Source organism: Acidovorax sp., assembly GCF_046294525.1.
GTDB lineage: Bacteria > Pseudomonadota > Gammaproteobacteria > Burkholderiales > Burkholderiaceae_C > Acidovorax.
This window is the reverse complement of the sequence record NZ_JBKBKQ010000020.1, coordinates 43,936-61,189: the sequence shown is the minus strand read 5'-3', so window position 1 is coordinate 61,189 and position 17,254 is coordinate 43,936. Positions and strand designations below refer to the sequence as shown.

Annotated in this window: 14 protein-coding genes; 10 read left to right on the top strand and 4 right to left on the bottom strand. The window is 65.0% G+C overall.

Annotation, left to right across the window (positions count from 1 at the left end):
• The first annotated feature begins 4 nt into the window (after positions 1 to 4).
• The gene (locus ACK4HJ_RS17055; protein WP_409833779.1) at positions 5 to 460 is read left to right on the top strand and encodes a DUF4149 domain-containing protein; all 456 of its coding nucleotides are present in this window, start codon (positions 5 to 7) and stop codon (positions 458 to 460) included.
• Positions 461 to 510: 50 nt separating this feature from the next.
• Here the strand turns inward: ACK4HJ_RS17055 and ACK4HJ_RS17050 are convergent, their stop codons facing one another.
• Positions 511 to 1,272: a glycosyltransferase gene (locus ACK4HJ_RS17050; protein WP_409833777.1), complete on the bottom strand. Its 762-nt coding sequence runs from the start codon at positions 1,270 to 1,272 to the stop codon at positions 511 to 513.
• Positions 1,272 to 1,745 carry a YhbY family RNA-binding protein gene (locus tag ACK4HJ_RS17045; protein WP_409833776.1) on the bottom strand — a complete coding sequence of 158 codons (474 nt, stop codon included), beginning with the start codon at positions 1,743 to 1,745 and terminating at the stop codon, positions 1,272 to 1,274. Before ACK4HJ_RS17045 ends, ACK4HJ_RS17050 begins: the two co-directional genes overlap by 1 nt.
• A 106-nt stretch (positions 1,746 to 1,851) precedes the next feature.
• Here ACK4HJ_RS17045 and ACK4HJ_RS17040 point away from each other — a divergent pair, with 106 nt between their 5' ends.
• From ACK4HJ_RS17040 to ACK4HJ_RS17000, 9 genes are all read left to right on the top strand, one after another.
• A complete protein-coding gene (locus ACK4HJ_RS17040; protein ID WP_409833774.1) occupies positions 1,852 to 2,517 on the top strand; it encodes an RlmE family RNA methyltransferase in 666 nt (221 codons plus the stop codon).
• Between the two features lie 171 nt (positions 2,518 to 2,688).
• Complete coding sequence (gene ftsH, locus ACK4HJ_RS17035) at positions 2,689 to 4,611, top strand: ATP-dependent zinc metalloprotease FtsH (protein WP_409833772.1); 1,923 nt, start codon at positions 2,689 to 2,691, stop codon at positions 4,609 to 4,611.
• Between the two features lie 131 nt (positions 4,612 to 4,742).
• On the top strand, positions 4,743 to 5,600 hold the full coding sequence (folP, locus tag ACK4HJ_RS17030; RefSeq protein WP_409833770.1) for a dihydropteroate synthase: 858 nt from the start codon (positions 4,743 to 4,745) through the stop codon (positions 5,598 to 5,600).
• 92 nt (positions 5,601 to 5,692) lie between these two features.
• Entirely contained in the window at positions 5,693 to 7,027 is a 1,335-nt protein-coding gene (gene glmM, locus ACK4HJ_RS17025) for a phosphoglucosamine mutase (RefSeq protein ID WP_409833768.1), read from the top strand.
• Between the two features lie 3 nt (positions 7,028 to 7,030).
• On the top strand, positions 7,031 to 7,585 hold the full coding sequence (locus ACK4HJ_RS17020) for a GNAT family N-acetyltransferase (RefSeq protein WP_409833766.1): 555 nt from the start codon (positions 7,031 to 7,033) through the stop codon (positions 7,583 to 7,585).
• 283 nt (positions 7,586 to 7,868) lie between these two features.
• The gene (locus ACK4HJ_RS17015) at positions 7,869 to 8,900 is read left to right on the top strand and encodes an amino acid ABC transporter substrate-binding protein (RefSeq protein ID WP_409833764.1); all 1,032 of its coding nucleotides are present in this window, start codon (positions 7,869 to 7,871) and stop codon (positions 8,898 to 8,900) included.
• Between the two features lie 180 nt (positions 8,901 to 9,080).
• A complete protein-coding gene (locus ACK4HJ_RS17010; protein WP_409833762.1) occupies positions 9,081 to 10,259 on the top strand; it encodes an amino acid ABC transporter permease in 1,179 nt (392 codons plus the stop codon).
• 3 nt (positions 10,260 to 10,262) lie between these two features.
• Entirely contained in the window at positions 10,263 to 11,366 is a 1,104-nt protein-coding gene (locus tag ACK4HJ_RS17005; RefSeq protein ID WP_409833760.1) for an amino acid ABC transporter permease, read from the top strand.
• A 23-nt stretch (positions 11,367 to 11,389) separates the two neighbouring features.
• Positions 11,390 to 12,133, top strand: coding sequence for an amino acid ABC transporter ATP-binding protein (locus ACK4HJ_RS17000; protein WP_409833758.1), 744 nt, complete (start codon positions 11,390 to 11,392; stop codon positions 12,131 to 12,133).
• 127 nt (positions 12,134 to 12,260) lie between these two features.
• Here ACK4HJ_RS17000 and ACK4HJ_RS16995 read toward each other — a convergent pair whose 3' ends face one another.
• Both ACK4HJ_RS16995 and ACK4HJ_RS16990 read right to left on the bottom strand, forming a co-directional pair.
• Entirely contained in the window at positions 12,261 to 14,513 is a 2,253-nt protein-coding gene (locus ACK4HJ_RS16995; protein WP_409833756.1) for an EAL domain-containing protein, read from the bottom strand.
• Between the two features lie 116 nt (positions 14,514 to 14,629).
• A complete protein-coding gene (locus tag ACK4HJ_RS16990) occupies positions 14,630 to 17,224 on the bottom strand; it encodes an EAL domain-containing protein (protein WP_409833754.1) in 2,595 nt (864 codons plus the stop codon).
• Between the last annotated feature and the right edge of the window lie 30 nt (positions 17,225 to 17,254).

The window sequence follows — 17,254 nt, the reverse complement described above, 5'->3', positions numbered from 1 at the left end:
TGGTATGCGCCAGCGTCTTCCCGCCTTGGTCGCGGCATTGTGGTGGGGCAGCATGACGGCGATCGGATTCCTGGTGGTCCCCATGCTGTTCTCCCATCTCCCGTCGCCGTCGCTGGCGGGGTTCATGGCGGCCAAGTTGTTTGCAGCGCAGACATGGGTGGCGGTGGCCTGCTGCGTGGTGCTGCTGATCATTTCAAGACCAAAACAGGCTCCAGCGCTTTATCCATGGGCGCAAGCAGCTATGGTTTTCATACTGGGTGGCATGTTGCTGGCCCTGCTCACCCAGTTTGGCGTGGCGCCACGCATCGTGGCGCGGCAGGATCTGCGCCTGTGGCATTCGGTTGGCACCGTGATGTATGCGCTGCAGTGGTGCTGCGCGCTGGCTGTGCTGTGGCTCACGCTGCAGACCGGGGCGCCGCCACCGGGTGATTCGAACGAAGCTCCTCAAGACCGGGGATAGAGACCCGCCCGCGCTACCCTTGATCGGAGAAGGCGGCGCGCTGCGGCAGTTTACTCGCGCCAGTGCTCTGCTACCCAAGTGGCTGGGCAGATGTAGCGCAGGCGCCGGTTGCGCCGGCCGGCCAGGGCATCCGGCGGGTTGCATTCCCCATGGAAAATCACGATGCGCGCGTCGTGTGGAACAAACGGCGCGCGCCAGTAGTTGGTGGGCCAGGGGGGGATGCAGTGGTACTTGAAGCTAGGGCACCACGATGAAGGCCAGTACTGCAGCTTGCCCTGGCGGTGCAGAAAGTCCGAAAGGTAGGCCTGCTCATTGCGGAACTGTTGCCGGATCTCGGCAAAGTGTCCGCGGAAGTACGCCAGCACGTCGGGGTGCGCACCCAGCTCGAAGCGGTAAACCGACGAGTTGCCGGTGACGCGCCACGGACGCTTGTAGTCGTGAATGATGAGAAATTCGCCCGGCTGTGTGAAGAATCCATCCAGGCTTCCGGTGATGACCACATCCACATCCAGAAACAGCGCCGTGCCCCTCAGTCCGTGCAGGTCTTCGCTGAACGTGGCCAGCTTGGTCCAGCCGCGCTCGGGAATGCCGGGCGGCAAATCCAGCGGCGGAATGGGCAGGCACTGCACCTCGCTGCGGATGCCGGTGCTGTCGTCGGTGAGGCACACAAAATGGAAGTCGCCCGTCAGGTGCCGCCGCACCATGGCGTAAAGCCGGTTCACGTACTCGGGGCCGTACTTCGTGCCCCACTTCATGCAAAGAATGTGGCGGGTGGGGGAGGCGCCTGCGGAAGCTGCCGGGGCGCTGTTCATCAATCAGCCTGGCGCTTCTTCACGGACTTCTGCTTGGGCTTGGCGCGTTTGATCTGTCCGCCCGACGTCAGGCGCTGGTTGCCCAGCACACGCAGCTGCTTGATTTCGGGGCGCTGGCCACCGCGCTTGCTGAACTTGAGTACCTTCACATCGCGTGGGCCAGGCATGCGGTCTTCATCCACCGTGCGCGCTTTTTCCGGTTGGGGGCGCCACAGCACCAGCAGCTTGCCGATGTGCTGGATGGGCGCGGCGTTCAGGTCGGCCGTAATCTGCTGGTACATCAGTTCGCGCGCTGCGCGGTCATCGTTGAACACGCGCACCTTGATGAGGCCATGGGCGTTCAGGGCAGCGTCAATCTCCTTCTTGACGGCGGGGGTCAGGCCGTCGCCGCCAACCAGCACCACTGGGTCGAGGTGATGGGCGTTGGCGCGGTGTTCCCGGCGCTCGGAGGGAGTCAGTTGAATTTGGGGCATGGGTGGCATTTTAAGTGCCGGGCTTTGCGGCGCGGGCGCTGATTTCATCTTGAGTCAGGAACCGCCGTGGTCGCATGTGCGGCCGGCGAGAGACAATGGAGCCCGTATGAAAGTCAAAACCCAGAGCAAGAAGGTCAACAAGGCGTGGCTGAACGACCACGTGAACGACACCTATGTGAAGCTAGCCCAGAAAGAGGGCTACCGCGCGCGCGCCGCTTACAAGCTCAAGGAGATCGACGAGCAGTTGGGGCTCATCAAGCCGGGCTACACGGTGGTGGATCTGGGCTCGACACCCGGCGCCTGGAGCCAATACCTGCGCCGCCGGCTTTCACCCACAGGTGCGGCTGCGGGGCAACTCAATGGCGCGATCATCGCGCTGGACATCCTGCCCATGGAGCCGATCGAAGGCGTGACTTACCTCAACGGCGATTTCCGCGAGCCCGAGGTCCTGGAACGCCTGGAGCAGGCGCTCGACGGCCGCGTGGTGGACGTGGTGGTGTCCGACATGGCGCCCAACCTTTCAGGCATCGAGTCAGTCGATGCAGCGCGCATCGCCCACCTAGTGGAGCTGGCGGTCGATTTTGCTTGCAACCATTTGAAACCGGACGGTGCCCTGGTTGTCAAGCTGTTCCACGGCAGCGGTTACAGCGATCTGGTGACGCTGTTCAAACAGACCTTCAAGGTAGTCAAACCGTTGAAACCCAAGGCCTCGCGGGACAAGTCGTCGGAGACGTTTCTTGTGGGAATGGGCCTCAAAAACCGGGCTGGGTGAGCTTGCCTCAGGTCAAGGCGGCGTGAAAAACGACCGCAAAACCCGTGCTGTTTCCATGGCTGAAAGGGGGAATACGCATGGTGGCGCGGCTTGAAACACCTAAAATCAGCCACACATGCGAGCCGTGACGGCAGTGTGTCCGTTTTCTGTTCCCCGTAACTGGAGCCCCGCTTGAACAATCAGTGGTTTTCAAAAATTGCCGTGTGGCTGGTCATCGCCATGGTGCTTTTCACGGTGTTCAAACAGTTTGACACCCGTGCAGGCGCCAGCGCAGGCCACGTCGGCTACTCGGAATTCCTGGAGGAAGTCCGCAGCAACCGCATCAAGAGCGCCACCATTCAGGAAGGCCAGGGCGGGACCGAGATCGTGGCTGTCACCAACGACGACCGGAAGATCCGCACCACCGCCACCTACCTCGACCGGGGCCTGGTGGGCGATCTGATCAACAACAACGTCAAGTTCGACGTCAAACCCCGCGAAGAAGGCTCTTTGCTGATGACGCTTCTCGTCAGTTGGGGCCCCATGCTGCTGCTCATCGGCGTGTGGGTGTACTTCATGCGCCAGATGCAGGGCGGCGGCAAGGGCGGCGCCTTCAGCTTCGGCAAGAGCAAGGCGCGCATGCTGGACGAGAACAACAATCAGGTCACGTTCGCGGACGTGGCGGGTTGTGACGAGGCCAAGGAAGAAGTCAAGGAAGTTGTGGACTTCCTGAAGGACCCGCAGAAGTTCCAGAAGCTGGGCGGACGCATTCCGCGCGGTCTGCTGTTGGTGGGCCCTCCCGGTACCGGCAAAACGCTGCTGGCCAAGTCCATCGCGGGCGAAGCCAAGGTGCCTTTCTTCAGCATCTCGGGCTCCGACTTTGTGGAAATGTTCGTGGGCGTGGGCGCGGCCCGTGTGCGCGACATGTTCGACAACGCCAAGAAGAATGCCCCCTGCATCATCTTTATCGATGAAATCGACGCGGTGGGCCGCCAGCGTGGTGCGGGCCTGGGCGGCGGCAACGATGAGCGCGAGCAGACCCTCAACCAAATGCTGGTGGAGATGGACGGCTTCGAAACGAACCTGGGTGTGATCGTGGTCGCTGCCACCAACCGCCCCGACATCCTGGACGCCGCTCTGCTGCGCCCCGGCCGTTTCGACCGCCAGGTGTATGTGACGCTGCCCGACATCCGTGGCCGCGAGCAGATCCTGAACGTGCACATGCGCAAGATTCCGATTGGCCAAGACGTGAACCCCGGCATCATTGCCCGCGGCACGCCCGGCATGAGCGGTGCCGACCTGGCCAACCTGTGCAACGAAGCTGCTTTGATGGCTGCCCGTCGCAATGCGCGCACCGTGGAGATGCAGGACTTTGAGAAGGCCAAGGACAAGATCCTCATGGGCCCCGAGCGCAAGAGCATGGTCATGCCCGAGGAAGAGCGCCGCAACACGGCCTACCACGAGGCTGGCCACGCGCTCATCGGCAAGCTGCTGCCCAAGTGCGATCCTGTGCACAAGGTCACCATCATCCCGCGTGGCCGTGCGCTGGGTGTGACCATGAGCCTGCCCGCGCAGGACCGCTACAGCTACGACCGTGAATACATGCTCAACCAGATCAGCATGCTGTTTGGTGGCCGCATCGCCGAAGAAGTGTTCATGAACCAGATGACCACTGGCGCGAGCAACGACTTTGAGCGCGCAACGCACATCGCCCGCGATATGGTCACCCGCTACGGTATGACGGACGCGCTGGGCCCGATGGTCTATGCCGAGAACGAAGGTGAAGTGTTTCTGGGTCGGTCCGTCACCAAGACCACCACCATGAGCGAACAGACCATGGAAAAGGTGGACATGGAGGTGCGCCGCATCATCGACGACCAGTACAACCTGGCGCGCCGCCTGATTGAAGAAAACAGCGACAAGATGCATGCCATGGCCAAGGCACTGCTCGAATGGGAGACCATAGATACCGAGCAGCTCGACGACATCATGGCCGGCAAGGAGCCGCGCCCCCCCAAGGACTGGACGCCGCGAACGCCTCCGTCTTCGGGCGGCGACAACTCCAACGGCGGCACGCCCGCCGTGAGCACGGACCCGGCACCGACGGCCGCCTGACCAGGGCGCATCGGATCCCGGATCCGCTTCACTGGTTTTCCCACGGGGCCTTGCGGCCCCGTTTTTCATGGCTTTTCGAGGCCCATGCCGGTATCGCAGATGCCGACAGGGGCGCAACGGTGTGTGGTTTCATGATCTGGCAGACGGCCCGTTTTGCGATTGACCTTTCGGCGCCTCGGGTGATGGGCATCGTCAATGTGACGCCGGATTCTTTTTCGGACGGCGGACGCCACGCGAGCACAGCCAGCGCCCTGCGCCACTGCGAAGAACTGCTCAGGCACGGCGCGCACATCCTCGACATCGGGGGGGAGTCCACCCGGCCCGGGAGCCCCGCCGTGGGGCTGCAGGAAGAACTGGCCCGCGTCGTGCCGCTAGTGCGGGATGCCGTTTCGCTAGGCGTACCCATCTCGGTGGACACCTACAAGCCCGAGGTCATGCAGGCCGTGCTGGACCTGGGGGCCGACATCATCAACGACATCTGGGCACTGCGCCAGCCGGGTGCCGCCGCCGTGGTGGCGCGCCACCCGCAGTGCGGCGTGTGCCTGATGCACATGCATCGCGACCCGCAGACCATGCAGGCGCAGCCTATGCAGGGTGACGTGGTGCCTGAGGTGCTATCGTTTTTGGAGCATTCGGCGCTTGATCTGCAAGCGCTAGGGGTCAAAAAGGCCCGAATTGTTCTGGACCCGGGCATCGGATTTGGCAAAACGGTGGAGCAGAACTTCGCACTGCTGGCCCGGCAATCCGTGTTGGCCGCAGCGGGCTACCCCCTGCTTGCGGGCTGGTCGCGCAAATCGTCGCTGGGTGCGGTGACCGGTCTCGCGGTAGAGGAGCGCATGCCACCCAGCGTGGCCGTAGCCTTGTTGGCCGTGGAGCGGGGTGCATCGATTGTGCGGGTGCACGATGTGCGCGAGACCGTGGCTGCCTTGGCGGTGTGGGCAGCCATGGAGCGGATGCATGTTGCCCACCAAGCGATAAGCGACAGATGAGGAGCTAAGACAGTGAAGAGGGCGCACGCGCGAGCGCGCGGCAATCACAACAACCAGCGACAAGCTGAAACGATACGAGGAGACGCTGCAACATGACACGCCAGTATTTTGGAACCGACGGCATACGCGGTACGGTGGGGCAGCCGCCCATCACACCCGACTTTGTGCTGCGCCTGGCCCATGCCGTAGGGCGCGTACTGCGCCGCACCGAAGACCGCCCCACGGTGCTGATCGGCAAGGACACGCGGATTTCGGGCTACATGCTGGAGAGCGCGCTGGAGTCCGGCTTCAACTCCGCCGGGGTGGACGTGGTGCTGCTGGGCCCGCTGCCCACACCTGGCGTTGCGTACCTTACGCGGGCGCAGCGTGCCAGCCTGGGGGTGGTCATCAGCGCCAGCCACAACCCCTACCCCGACAACGGCATCAAGTTTTTCAGTGCCCAGGGCACCAAGCTGCCCGATGCGTGGGAGCAGGATGTGGAGGCGGCCCTGAACGAGCCGCCCGTCTGGGCCGACTCGGCCAGCCTGGGCAAGGCCCGGCGCCTGGAGGATGCGGCCGGGCGGTACATCGAGTTCTGCAAAAGCACCTTTCCGCAGGATCTCACGCTCAAGGGTCTGAAGATCGTGGTGGATGCGGCCCACGGTGCGGCCTACCAAGTGGCCCCCAAGGTGTTCCATGAGTTGGGAGCTGAGGTCATGTCGATTGGCTGCGCCCCCGACGGCCTCAACATCAACCATGACGTGGGTGCCACCCACACCGACGCCCTGGTGCGCGCAGTGCGGGCCAACCGGGCGGATTACGGCATTGCGCTGGACGGCGATGCCGACCGACTGCAGGTGGTGGACGCCACAGGCCGCCTGTACAACGGAGACGAACTGCTGTACTTAATGGCCAGCGACCGCATGGCGCGCGACGAGCACGTGCCGGGTGTGGTCGGTACGCTAATGACCAACATGGCCGTGGAAGTGGCGCTGCAGGCGCGTGGTGTGAAGTTTGTACGTGCCAAAGTGGGTGACCGCTACGTACTGGAAGAACTGGCGCGGCACCGCTGGGTGCTGGGCGGCGAGGGCTCGGGCCACCTACTGGCGTTGGACCGCCACACAACCGGTGATGGCCTGGTGAGCGCGCTGCAGGTGCTGCAGGCCTGTGTTCGCAGCGGCCGCACGCTGGCGCAGTTGCTGGCCGACGTCACGCTTTACCCGCAGGTCTTGCTCAATGTGCGGCTGCAGCCGGGCCAGGACTGGAAGGCTAACCAACGGCTTGCCGAGGCCACCCAGGCGGTGGAGGAGGAACTGGGCGCCACCGGCCGCGTGCTCATCCGCGCCAGCGGCACCGAGCCGCTGCTGCGCGTGATGGTGGAGGCCCGCAATGCCCAGCAGGCCAGCACCTGCGCGCAGCGGTTGGTCGACGCGGCCCGGGCGGGCTGAGGCATGCACAGGCACCACGAGGAAGGCCCGCTGCTGATCACGGTCCGCCAGGTTGACTACGGCAATCCGTACGAGGCCGGCGCGTTGGTCGATCTGCTGGACGGATATGCACAAGACCCGGCGGGCGGCGGGGAGGCCTTGCGCCCTGCCGTGAAGCAGGGCCTGGCCGAGGCCCTGCGCGTTCGCCCGCAAGCGTTCAGCGTCATGGCGTGGACACGCGAGGGCGGCGGCTCGGCGCCGGGCGCGTTGGCCGACGCAGCGCCGGTGCCCGTGGGCCTCATCAACTGCTTTGAAGGCTTTTCCACCTTTGCCTGCAAGCCGCTCGTCAACGTGCATGACGTGGTGGTGGTGCCCGCGTGGCGCGGGCTCCGGGTGGCGCAGCAGATGCTGCGCGCCGTGGAAGCGATTGCGCGGCAGCGCGGTGCCTGCAAGCTCACGATGGAAGTGCTCTCGGGCAACCACAGCGCGCTGCGGGCCTATGCGCGCGAGGGCTTCGCGCCCTACACGCTGGACCCTGAGATGGGACAGGCACAGTTCTTGCAAAAATTGCTCAGCTGAATTCAGCTGGGCGAGAGGGGCTGCCACCGGCCGGCTTGCAGCACGCGCGCTCCTCGTGCCCTCTGGCAGCCGCCGCTTTCGGCCCATTCTTGTTCCATCGCCTCAGGAGCGTGGTGGTGGCAAAACTGCATGCAGGTCTGGCGCTGCAGGGTTCGCACGACCCGCGTAAACACCGATGCCCCCGGGCGGTGCGTGTCGCTAAGGTCTGGGCTCTGCACCAAGAACGCGCATCGCAGGGGTTCGAGGTCGTGCAATTCAAACCTACTTGCTGGAGTGGACCGTTATGAACAAATCCTCTTTCCGTATCGCTGCGGCCTGCCTGGCCAGCTTGGCTGCCTTTGCGGCAGTGCCTGCGCATGCAGGCAAGACGCTGGACGGCATCAAGTCGCGCGGGCAGGTGGTGTGCGGTGTGAACACGGGCCTGGCCGGGTTCTCTGCGGCGGATTCGAACGGAAAGTGGTCGGGCCTGGACGTGGACATCTGCCGCGCCGTGGCGGCGGCTGTGCTGGGGGATGGCGAGAAGGTGAAGTATGTGCCGCTGAATGCGCAGCAACGCTTCACCGCGCTGCAGTCGGGCGAGGTGGATGTGCTGTCGCGCAACACCACGTTCTCGCTCACGCGCGATGCGTCGCTGGGCCTGCACCAGACCGCTGTGACTTACTACGACGGTCAGGGCTTCATGGTGCCCACCAAGAGCAAGATCAAGAGTGCCAAGCAGCTCAAGGGGCAGACGGTGTGCGTGCAGTCCGGCACCACTACTGAAAAGAACCTGACCGACTATTCCAAGGCCCACAACCTTGGCATCAAGCCCGTGGTGTTCGAGAAGGTGGAGGCCGCCACCGGCGCCTACTTCGCCGGCCGCTGCATCGCCTACACCACCGACGCCTCGGGCTTGGCCTCGGTGCGCAACAAGGAGGCCAAGGACCCGGCCGAGCACCTCATCCTGCCCGAGCTCATCTCCAAGGAGCCGCTCGGCCCCATGGTGCGCCGCGGTGACGACGAGTGGTTTGCCATCGTGAAATGGGTTGTGTATGGCCTGATCGAAGCCGAGGAATATGGTGTGACGCAGGCCAACCTGCAGCAGATGAAGTCCAGCACCGACCCGGTGGTGCAGCGCATCCTGGGCACCACCGAAGACACCGGCAAGCTGCTGGGCCTGGACCGCGACTGGCTGGCGCGCGCCATCAAGACCACAGGCAACTACGGCGAGATCTTCGAGCGCAACGTGGGTCCCAAGTCGGCGCTGGCCCTGCCGCGCGGGCTGAACAATCAGTGGAACAAGGACGGCTTGATGTATGCCTTCCCGATTCGCTGACGCTGCGTGTGACGCGCACAGCACGCTGCATGCCCTGCGCACAGCGGTGCGCGTTACCGGTTGCGACTGAGTGATTTAACTGACTGGCAGCGAGGTCGCCACACCGGGGTGTGGTGCCTGGCTTGTCCGCGCCTTGCCTCGGCCGGCGGTGCGGGCCCCTTCGTTCTGGATTGAGCAGGCATGCCTCCACCTCGTCTTCCTCCCAAAAAACGCTCCTGGTCCTGGCGCAGCCAAGCCTTCCGGGGCCTTGTCTACCAGGCGGTGGCCGTAGGGCTCGTTGCGCTGGTGGTCTGGTTTCTGGCGCGCAACACCTTGCACAACATGCAGGTGCGCGGTATCCAGAGCGGTTTTGATTTTCTGAACCAGCCGGCGGGTTTCGACATCGGCGAAGGTCTGTACCCGTTTGATTCTGGCGAGCCGTATTGGCGCGCATTCTTGATGGGCGTGACCAACACGCTGCGCGTGGCGGTCGTCGGCATCGTGCTGACCACGGTGCTGGGCACCTTGCTCGGGGTGGGGCGGTTCTCGCGCAATGCGCTGGTGCGGGGGCTGTGCTCGGCCTATGTGGAGCTGTTTCGCAACGTTCCCATCCTGCTGCAGTTGCTTACCTGGTACCTGGTGCTGACCGAGACCCTGCCCGCCAGCTATGAGCCCTGGCAAGTAGGCCCGTTCTTTTTGAGCAAGGGGGGGTTGAACTTTCCCATTCCCGTGTGGAGCACCGGCCATGGCATGGCTGCCATCGGCCTTCTGCTGGGCTGTGTGGCAGCCTGGGGCTATCGGCGCTGGGCCCGGCGGCGGTTTGAAGCCACTGGGCACGCGCACAGCCTGGTGTGGGCGCCCCTGGCGATTGCGCTTTGCGGGGCGCTGCTGGGCTGGCTGGCTGGCGGTGCGCCTGCGCAGTTCAACCTGCCTGAAAAAGGCGAGTTTGCGGTCGAGCATGGCGGCGCGCTCACGCCGGAGTTTCTGGCGGTGCTGCTGGGGCTGACCTTCTATACCTCGGCCTTTGTGGCCGAGGTGGTGCGCGCCGGCATCCAGTCGGTGTCGGGCGGGCAGGGCGAGGCGGCATCGGCGCTGGGCCTGAGCCGCGGGCAGCAGATGCGGCTGGTGATGCTGCCGCAGGCGCTGCGGGTCATCATCCCGCCGCTGACCAGCCAGTACCTCAACCTCACCAAAAACTCGTCGCTGGCGGTGGCAATCGGCTACCCGGACGTGGTGTCGATTTCCAACACGGCGATCAACCAGACGGGACGCGCGGTGGAGTGCATCTCCATCGTGATGCTGGTGTACCTGAGCACCTCGCTCATCACATCGCTGCTGATGAACTGGTACAACGCGCGCGCCGCGATCAAGGAGCGCTGACCCATGGCCGCCAAGACCTTCGAGCCCATCGCCGCCCGGCCGGCGCCGGTGCAAAGCCGTGGCCTGGCGGGCTGGCTGCGCGCCAACCTGTTTGCAGACTGGAAGACCTCGCTGTCCACCGTGCTCATTGCCGGGCTGCTGCTGTGGTACCTGCCGCAGCTGCTGAACTGGGGCCTGTTCCAGGCCGTGTGGCGGCCCGACTCCGACGCGTGCCGTGCCGACGGCGTGGGCGCGTGCTGGGGCGTGGTGGCCGAGAAGTACCGCCTCATCATCTTCGGCCGCTATCCGTTTGACGAGCAATGGCGCCCCTTGGTGGCCACGCTGCTCATGGTGGCCATGCTCGTGGCCAGTTGTACCCGGTACTTCTGGCGGCCCTGGCTGGTGTTGCTGTGGGCGGTTGTGCTGGCCAGCTTCTTCACGCTGATGTATGGCAATGTGCTGGGCTTGGCCAAGGTGGAGACCGACCGCTGGGGCGGGCTGCCGCTCACCATTCTGCTGGCCAGCCTGTCCATCGTGATGGCCTTTCCGCTGGCGCTGGTGGTGGCACTGGGCCGCCGCTCGTCGCTGCCGGCCATCCGCACGGCGTGCACGATTTATGTGGAACTGGTGCGGGGCGTGCCGCTGATCTCGGTGCTGTTCATGGCGTCGTTCATGTTTCCGCTGTTCATGCCGCAAGGCGTCACCATCGACGTGCTGATCCGGGTGCTGGCGGGCATCACGCTGTTTGCGGCGGCGTACCTGGCGGAGGTGATCCGGGGCGGGCTGCAGGCTATCCCCAAAGGGCAGGTGGAGGCTGCGGCCACGCTGGGGCTGTCGTACTGGCAGACGCAGCGCAAGATCGTGCTACCCCAGGCGCTGGCCATCGTGGTGCCCGGCATCATGAACAGCTTCATTGCCATCTTCAAGGACACGTCGCTGGTCACCATCGTGAGCCTGTACGAGCTAACCGGCTCGCTGGGCCTGGCGCTCAACTCCGACGCCGACTGGCGTCCGTACAAGATTGAGGGCTACCTGTTCATCGCGCTCATCTACTTCGCGTTCTGCTTTTCGATGTCGCGCTACAGCCTGTGGGTGGAAAAGCAGGCCAACAAGGGACGCCAGCGCTAGTGCCACCACCATTCCACACCGCCATGTCTGAACCCATCATCATCTTCGACAAAGTCAACAAGTGGTACGGCAACCACTTTCATGTATTGCGCGACATTGACCTGCAAGTAGCCCGGGGTGAGCGCATCGTGGTCTGCGGGCCGTCGGGCTCCGGCAAGTCCACCTTGATCCGCTGCATCAACCGCCTGGAAGAGCACCAGGAAGGTCGTTTGGTGGTGGACGGTGTGGAGCTGTCAGACGATGTGAAAGCCGTTGACGCCACCCGCAAACAGGTGGGCATGGTGTTCCAGCAGTTCAACCTGTTTCCGCACCTCACGGTGCTGGAGAACCTCACGCTGTCGCCGATGTGGGTGGGCAAGCTGCCCAAGAAGGAGGCCGAGGCGCGCGCCATGCAGCAGCTGGAGCGTGTGCGCATTGCCGAGCAGGCGGGCAAATACCCGCTGCAGCTGTCGGGCGGGCAGCAGCAGCGCGTGGCCATTGCGCGGGCGCTGTGCCTCACGCCCAAGATCATGCTGTTTGACGAGCCCACCAGCGCGCTGGACCCGGAGATGATCAAGGAGGTGCTGGACGTCATGATCGAGCTGGCGAACCAGGGTATCACCATGATCTGCGTGACGCACGAAATGGGCTTCGCCAAGGCCGTGGCCGATCGCGTGATCTTCATGGACCAGGGTCAGATCGTCGAGCAGAACACGCCGGCCGAGTTCTTCCACAACCCGCAGAACGAGCGCAGCCGGGACTTCCTGTCAAAGATCCTGGGACACTGACCCATCGCCGTCGCCAGCCAGCACCACCGCGATGGAATGCTGCAAAAAACATAGCTGGTAGCGCTTGATCCACAAGGACTTCAGGTCATAAATGCCTGAAACCTTTGTCTGGCAAGCGCTGGCAGCTCTAAATTTGATAGTGGGCCGGCTCCGCCGTGCGTGTGTGCCGGCGCATGAACAGTTCCAGTTCGTCGGGCGGAAGCGGGGTGCTGAGGTGGTAGCCCTGCGCTTCGTCGCAGCCCTGCTCGCGCAGAAAGGCCAGTTGGCCTGCGGTCTCCACCCCTTCGGCCGTGGTGCGCATGCCCAGCGCCTGCGCCATGCGGATGATGGCGCTGACGATGGCGCGGTCATTACTGTCGTCGCCCAGGTCGCGCACGAAGGACTGGTCGATCTTGAGCTTGAAGATCTGGAACCGCTTGAGCTGGCTCAGCGACGAGTACCCGGTGCCGAAGTCGTCCATCGACATGCGCACGCCACGCGCATGCAGCTGGTCCATGGTGGCCACGGCGGCGTGCGGGTCATCCACTGCCACACCCTCGGTCAGCTCCAGCTCCAGCGAATCGGGTGGCAGGTCGAACTCGGCCAGCATGCGGCTGACCAACTCGGGCAGCTGTGGCTGGCGGAACTGGATGGCCGACAGGTTGACGGCCATGGTCAGCCCCGGAAACCCGCTGCTGCGCCAGGCCTTGAGCTGCGCCAGCGCCGTGCGCAGCACCCATTCGCCAATCTGCAGGATTTGCCCGCTGTCTTCTGCAATGGGGATGAACTCGGCGGGTGAGACGCCTCCCAGCTGCGGGTGCTGCCAGCGCAACAGCGCCTCCACGCTGTGCACCGAGCCAGTCGACAGGCTCATCTGCGGCTGGTAGTGCAGGTGGAACTGGTCGCGCTCCAGCGCGCGGCGCAGCGCGTTCTCCAGCTGCAGTGCGCGCACCGACTGGGCCTGCATCTCGGGCGTGAAGAAGCGAAAGGTGTTGCGCCCATCCAGCTTGGCCCGGTACATCGCAACATCGGCCGACTGGGTCAGCGTGTCGAAGTCCGCGCCGTCCTGCGGGAACAGCGCAATGCCCATGGACGGAGCCATGGTCAGTTCGTGGTGGTCGATCTGGTAGTGCTGGCGCGAGGCCTCTTGCAGCTTGCCGGCCACGCGGGCCGCCCCGTGCGCGTTGGCGCCCGGCAGCAGCAGGATGAACTCGTCGCCGCCCAGGCGGGCCACCGTGTCCTTGTCGCGCACCACGGCGCGCAGGCGCCGGGCGATCTGCACCAGCAGGTTGTCACCCACCCGGTGGCCCAGCGAGTCGTTCACGTGTTTGAAGTGGTCCAGGTCCAGGAAGATCACGGCCAGCGGCGTGTTGTTGTCTTGGGCCAGCTGGATGGCCTGCTGTGCGCGTTCGGCCAGCAGCGCGCGGTTGGGCAGGCCGGTCAGGGCGTCGTAGTGCGCCAGCCAGTAGATGCGCTCCTGGTCGGCCTTGCGCTCGGTGATTTCGCGATGCAGGTTGTCCACCGTCTCGCGCAGTTCGCGGGTGCGGTCCTGCACCTGCTGCTCCAGGTGTTCGTGCGCCCGCGCAAGAGCGGCCTGCGCCTGCTTGCGGTCGGTGATGTCCATCGTGATCCAGATGGAGCCCTGCGACGGATCGGCGGGGTCGATGGATTTGCTGCGTACCTCGCAGATCACCGTCGTACCGTCCTTGCGGCACAGCTCCACCTCGCCTTCATAGGGGTTGCCAGTCGCCATGAGCGGGTAGCAGCGCTGGCCCACTTCTTCCCATGCGGCGTCGCTGGCATACCACCGCCGCGACGAACTGCCCATCAGCTCGCCTGCCTCGTAGCCCAGCATTTGCTCGAAATGTCCGTTGCAACGGGTCAGGTGGCGGTCGCGCAGGAAGACGATGCCCACCATGGCGCTGTCGAACAGCAGCTGCTTTTCACGCACCGCCGCGTTAAGCGCGGCCTGGGCCCGCTTGTGGTCGTCGATGTTGTCCACGATCCAGATCGAGCCGTCCGTGGTGTCCTGCGGGTTGATGAGGCGCCCGGTGAGGTTGCCCCAGAACAAGGTGCCATCCCGGCGGCGCAGTTGGCGCTCGACGCGGAACGATTCGCCCTGCACCAGGACGGGATAGGCGCTGCGGCCCAGTTCGCGGAAGGCCTCCCTGTCAGGGTAGAACGCCTCGGTGTTCAGCCCTACCAGCTGTTCGGGGCTGGCGTAGCCAAAAATTTCGGCATAGCGCTGGTTGCACCTCACTACGCTGCGCTGGCGCAAAAAGACGATGCCCACGCCCGCGCTGTCGAGCAGGGTCTGCTGCTCGCGCAGGGTGCGTTGCAAGGGGGTGTCGGTGGCAATGGCCGGACGCTGCAGATCCGGGGTGCCATACGGCGCAAGCATGAAGACCGTTACAGGGCAAAAGGGCCAGAAATGGCCAAACGGCCTCGGTAATTTGTACCAAATTGTACCAGCGCGGGTTTTTGGAGGCCCTGAGGGCTATCCCGCAGCCGCGGCATCTACCGTGTGGGCGCGGCGTCGAAGTGCTGGCGAAGGTATGCCTCGAACTCCGCTGCGGGCAGGGGGCGGCCAAACAGGTAGCCCTGGCCCTCGTCGCAACCCTGCTGGCGCAGGAATTCCAACTGCCCATCGGTTTCCACGCCTTCGGCCGTGGTCTGCATGCCCAGTGCCTGGGCCATGCGGATGATGGCGCTGACGATGGCGCGGTCGTTGGCGTCGTCGTCCAGGTCGCGAACGAAAGACTGGTCGATCTTGAGCTTGTAGATCTGGAACCGCTTGAGATAGCTCAGCGACGAATAGCCCGTGCCGAAGTCGTCCATCGACAGGCGCACCCCACGGTCGTGCAACTGGTCCATCATGGCGAGCGCAGCTACAGGGTCGTCCACGGCGGCGCCCTCGGTCAGCTCCAGCTCCAGCCGGCGTGCGGGCAGGCCAGCCTGCTGCAGGCAGCGCGTCACCATTTCGGGCAACTGCGGGTGACGGAACTGCACCGCCGAGAGGTTGACCGATACGGCCCGCAGCGGCAGCTGCAGGTCCAGCCAGCGCTTGGCGTCTTGCACCGCGGTGCTCAGCACCCACTCGCCAATCGCCACGATCATGCCGCTGCTCTCCGCAACGGGGATGAACTCGGCGGGCGACACATTGCCAAGCTCAGGGTGGTGCCAGCGCAGCAGTGCCTCGGCCCCCACCACCTGGCGGGTTGCCAGCGACACCTGAGGCTGATAGTGCAACTGGAACTGGTTGCGTTCCAGCCCCCTGCGCAAGGCATTTTCGATCTGCAGCATCCGGGCGGTGCGCGCCTCAAGGTCGGCCGTGAAAAACCCGTGCCGGTTGCGACCACCCTGCTTGGCGCGGTACATGGCTGCGTCGGCGCGTTGGTAGAGCGTGTCGAAGGTGTCGCCGTCCGCGGGGTACATCGCTATGCCGATGGAAAGCGTGGTGGTCAGTTCGTAGGGATCGACCTGGAACGGCTGGGACACCGCCGCCAGCAGCTTGTTGGCCACCTCGGCCGCCTGCGCCGCCGTGGTGGCGGGCAACAGCAGCAGAAATTCATCACCGCCCAGCCGCGCCACAGTGTCGTTCCCTTGCACCAGGGCCTCCAGCCGCCGCGCCACCGCCACCAACAGGATGTCGCCAATGCGGTGGCCCAGGGAGTCGTTCACGTTTTTGAAGTGGTCCAGGTCCACAAACAGCATGGCCAGACTGCCGCCGCGCACCTGCTCTTCGGCAATGTGGCGCTGAGCCCGTTCTGCCAGCAGCACCCGGTTGGGCAGGCCGGTCAGTGGGTCGAAATGCGCCAGCCTCTGGATCCGGTCCTGGGCCAGGCGCTGCTGCGTGATGTCGCGCGACAGCAAAATGAAGCGCGGCCTGGCGCCAGGGGCGGACGGTTTGCGAGCGGCCGACAGTTCAAACCAGGTGGCGCCCGCCTGCGGCAGCTCCAGCATGAACTGGCGACCGGCAGACCAGCCCTGTGCCTGCGCCTCGGCGAGCGCTCCCATGACAGTCTGGGCCGCAGCCTCGGGCAGCACCTCGGCCACGTTGCGGCCGATCAACTGGGCGGCCGGGGCGGCCAGCAGATCGGCTCGCTGGCTGTGCGCACTGTGAAAGACGCCTTCTTCGTCGATCTCGAACAGCGGGTCGGGAATGGCGTCGATGGTGGCGCGCAGCTGTTGCTGGGTGGCCTCGATCACCGAGGTGCGCAGCGCCACCTGCAGCTCCAGTCCGCGCTCGTGCGCCTTCAGCGCCGCCAGCAGGCGGGCCAGGTAGGCCATGAGCAGCGCAAACAGCAGGCCCACCAGGATGCGCGATGCCAGCACACCGCCGTCTCCCCACCCGCGCGCTGGCGCCAGGCTCAGGGTCCATTCGCCATTGGGCAGCGTGAGGGTTCGGCCCACGGCGTCCGCGCCCGGGGCGGGGTCTGATGCGGCAATGGTCTGCTCCTGACCGCCATCGGGCCGCACGCGCCAAAGGCGGTAGCGCATGCCCCGCTCGGTCAGCTGCGGCAGGCGCGCGGCCGCCAGCACGTCGGGCAGGCGGATAGTGACGTAGGTGAACCCCCAGAACCGGCGCTCGCCCCTGGCATCCTCCAGGTACACGGGCTGGCGGCCCACTACCCCGAGGCCACCTTGCACCAGCTCGACGGGCCCTGCCAGCGTGAGCTGACCCGACTCGCGGGCGCGCACGGATTCCGCGCCCTGGCGCGGGTCATTGAGCTGGTCGAACCCAATGGAATTCTCGTTGCCCTTGCGGGGCACCACCTGCCTCACCACGCCGCCAGGGGAGAGCCCCATGGCGGCAATGCCAGGATAGAAGGGCAGCATCTGGGTTCCGATGTCTTCAAACTGCGCCACGCTGCCCTGGCCCTGGCGCACCAGGGCCACCAGCGCGTTGTTGGCCGACAGCGCCAGGCCTATCGCACGCTGCAAGGCCTGGGCATGGTCGCCTGCCATGTCGGCGACCTGGGTGTGCTGCTGAGCCCGGTCCTGCCGCTCCAGGGTCCACACCAGCGCCCCCGCGCAAGCGGCGGCCAGCACAAACACCACCACTGATGCGAGGGTGGGCCGTTGTGTGAAGGTGGAGGCAAGATTGGCCACTGTGCAATTCCTCCGGCGATTATGAAGGCC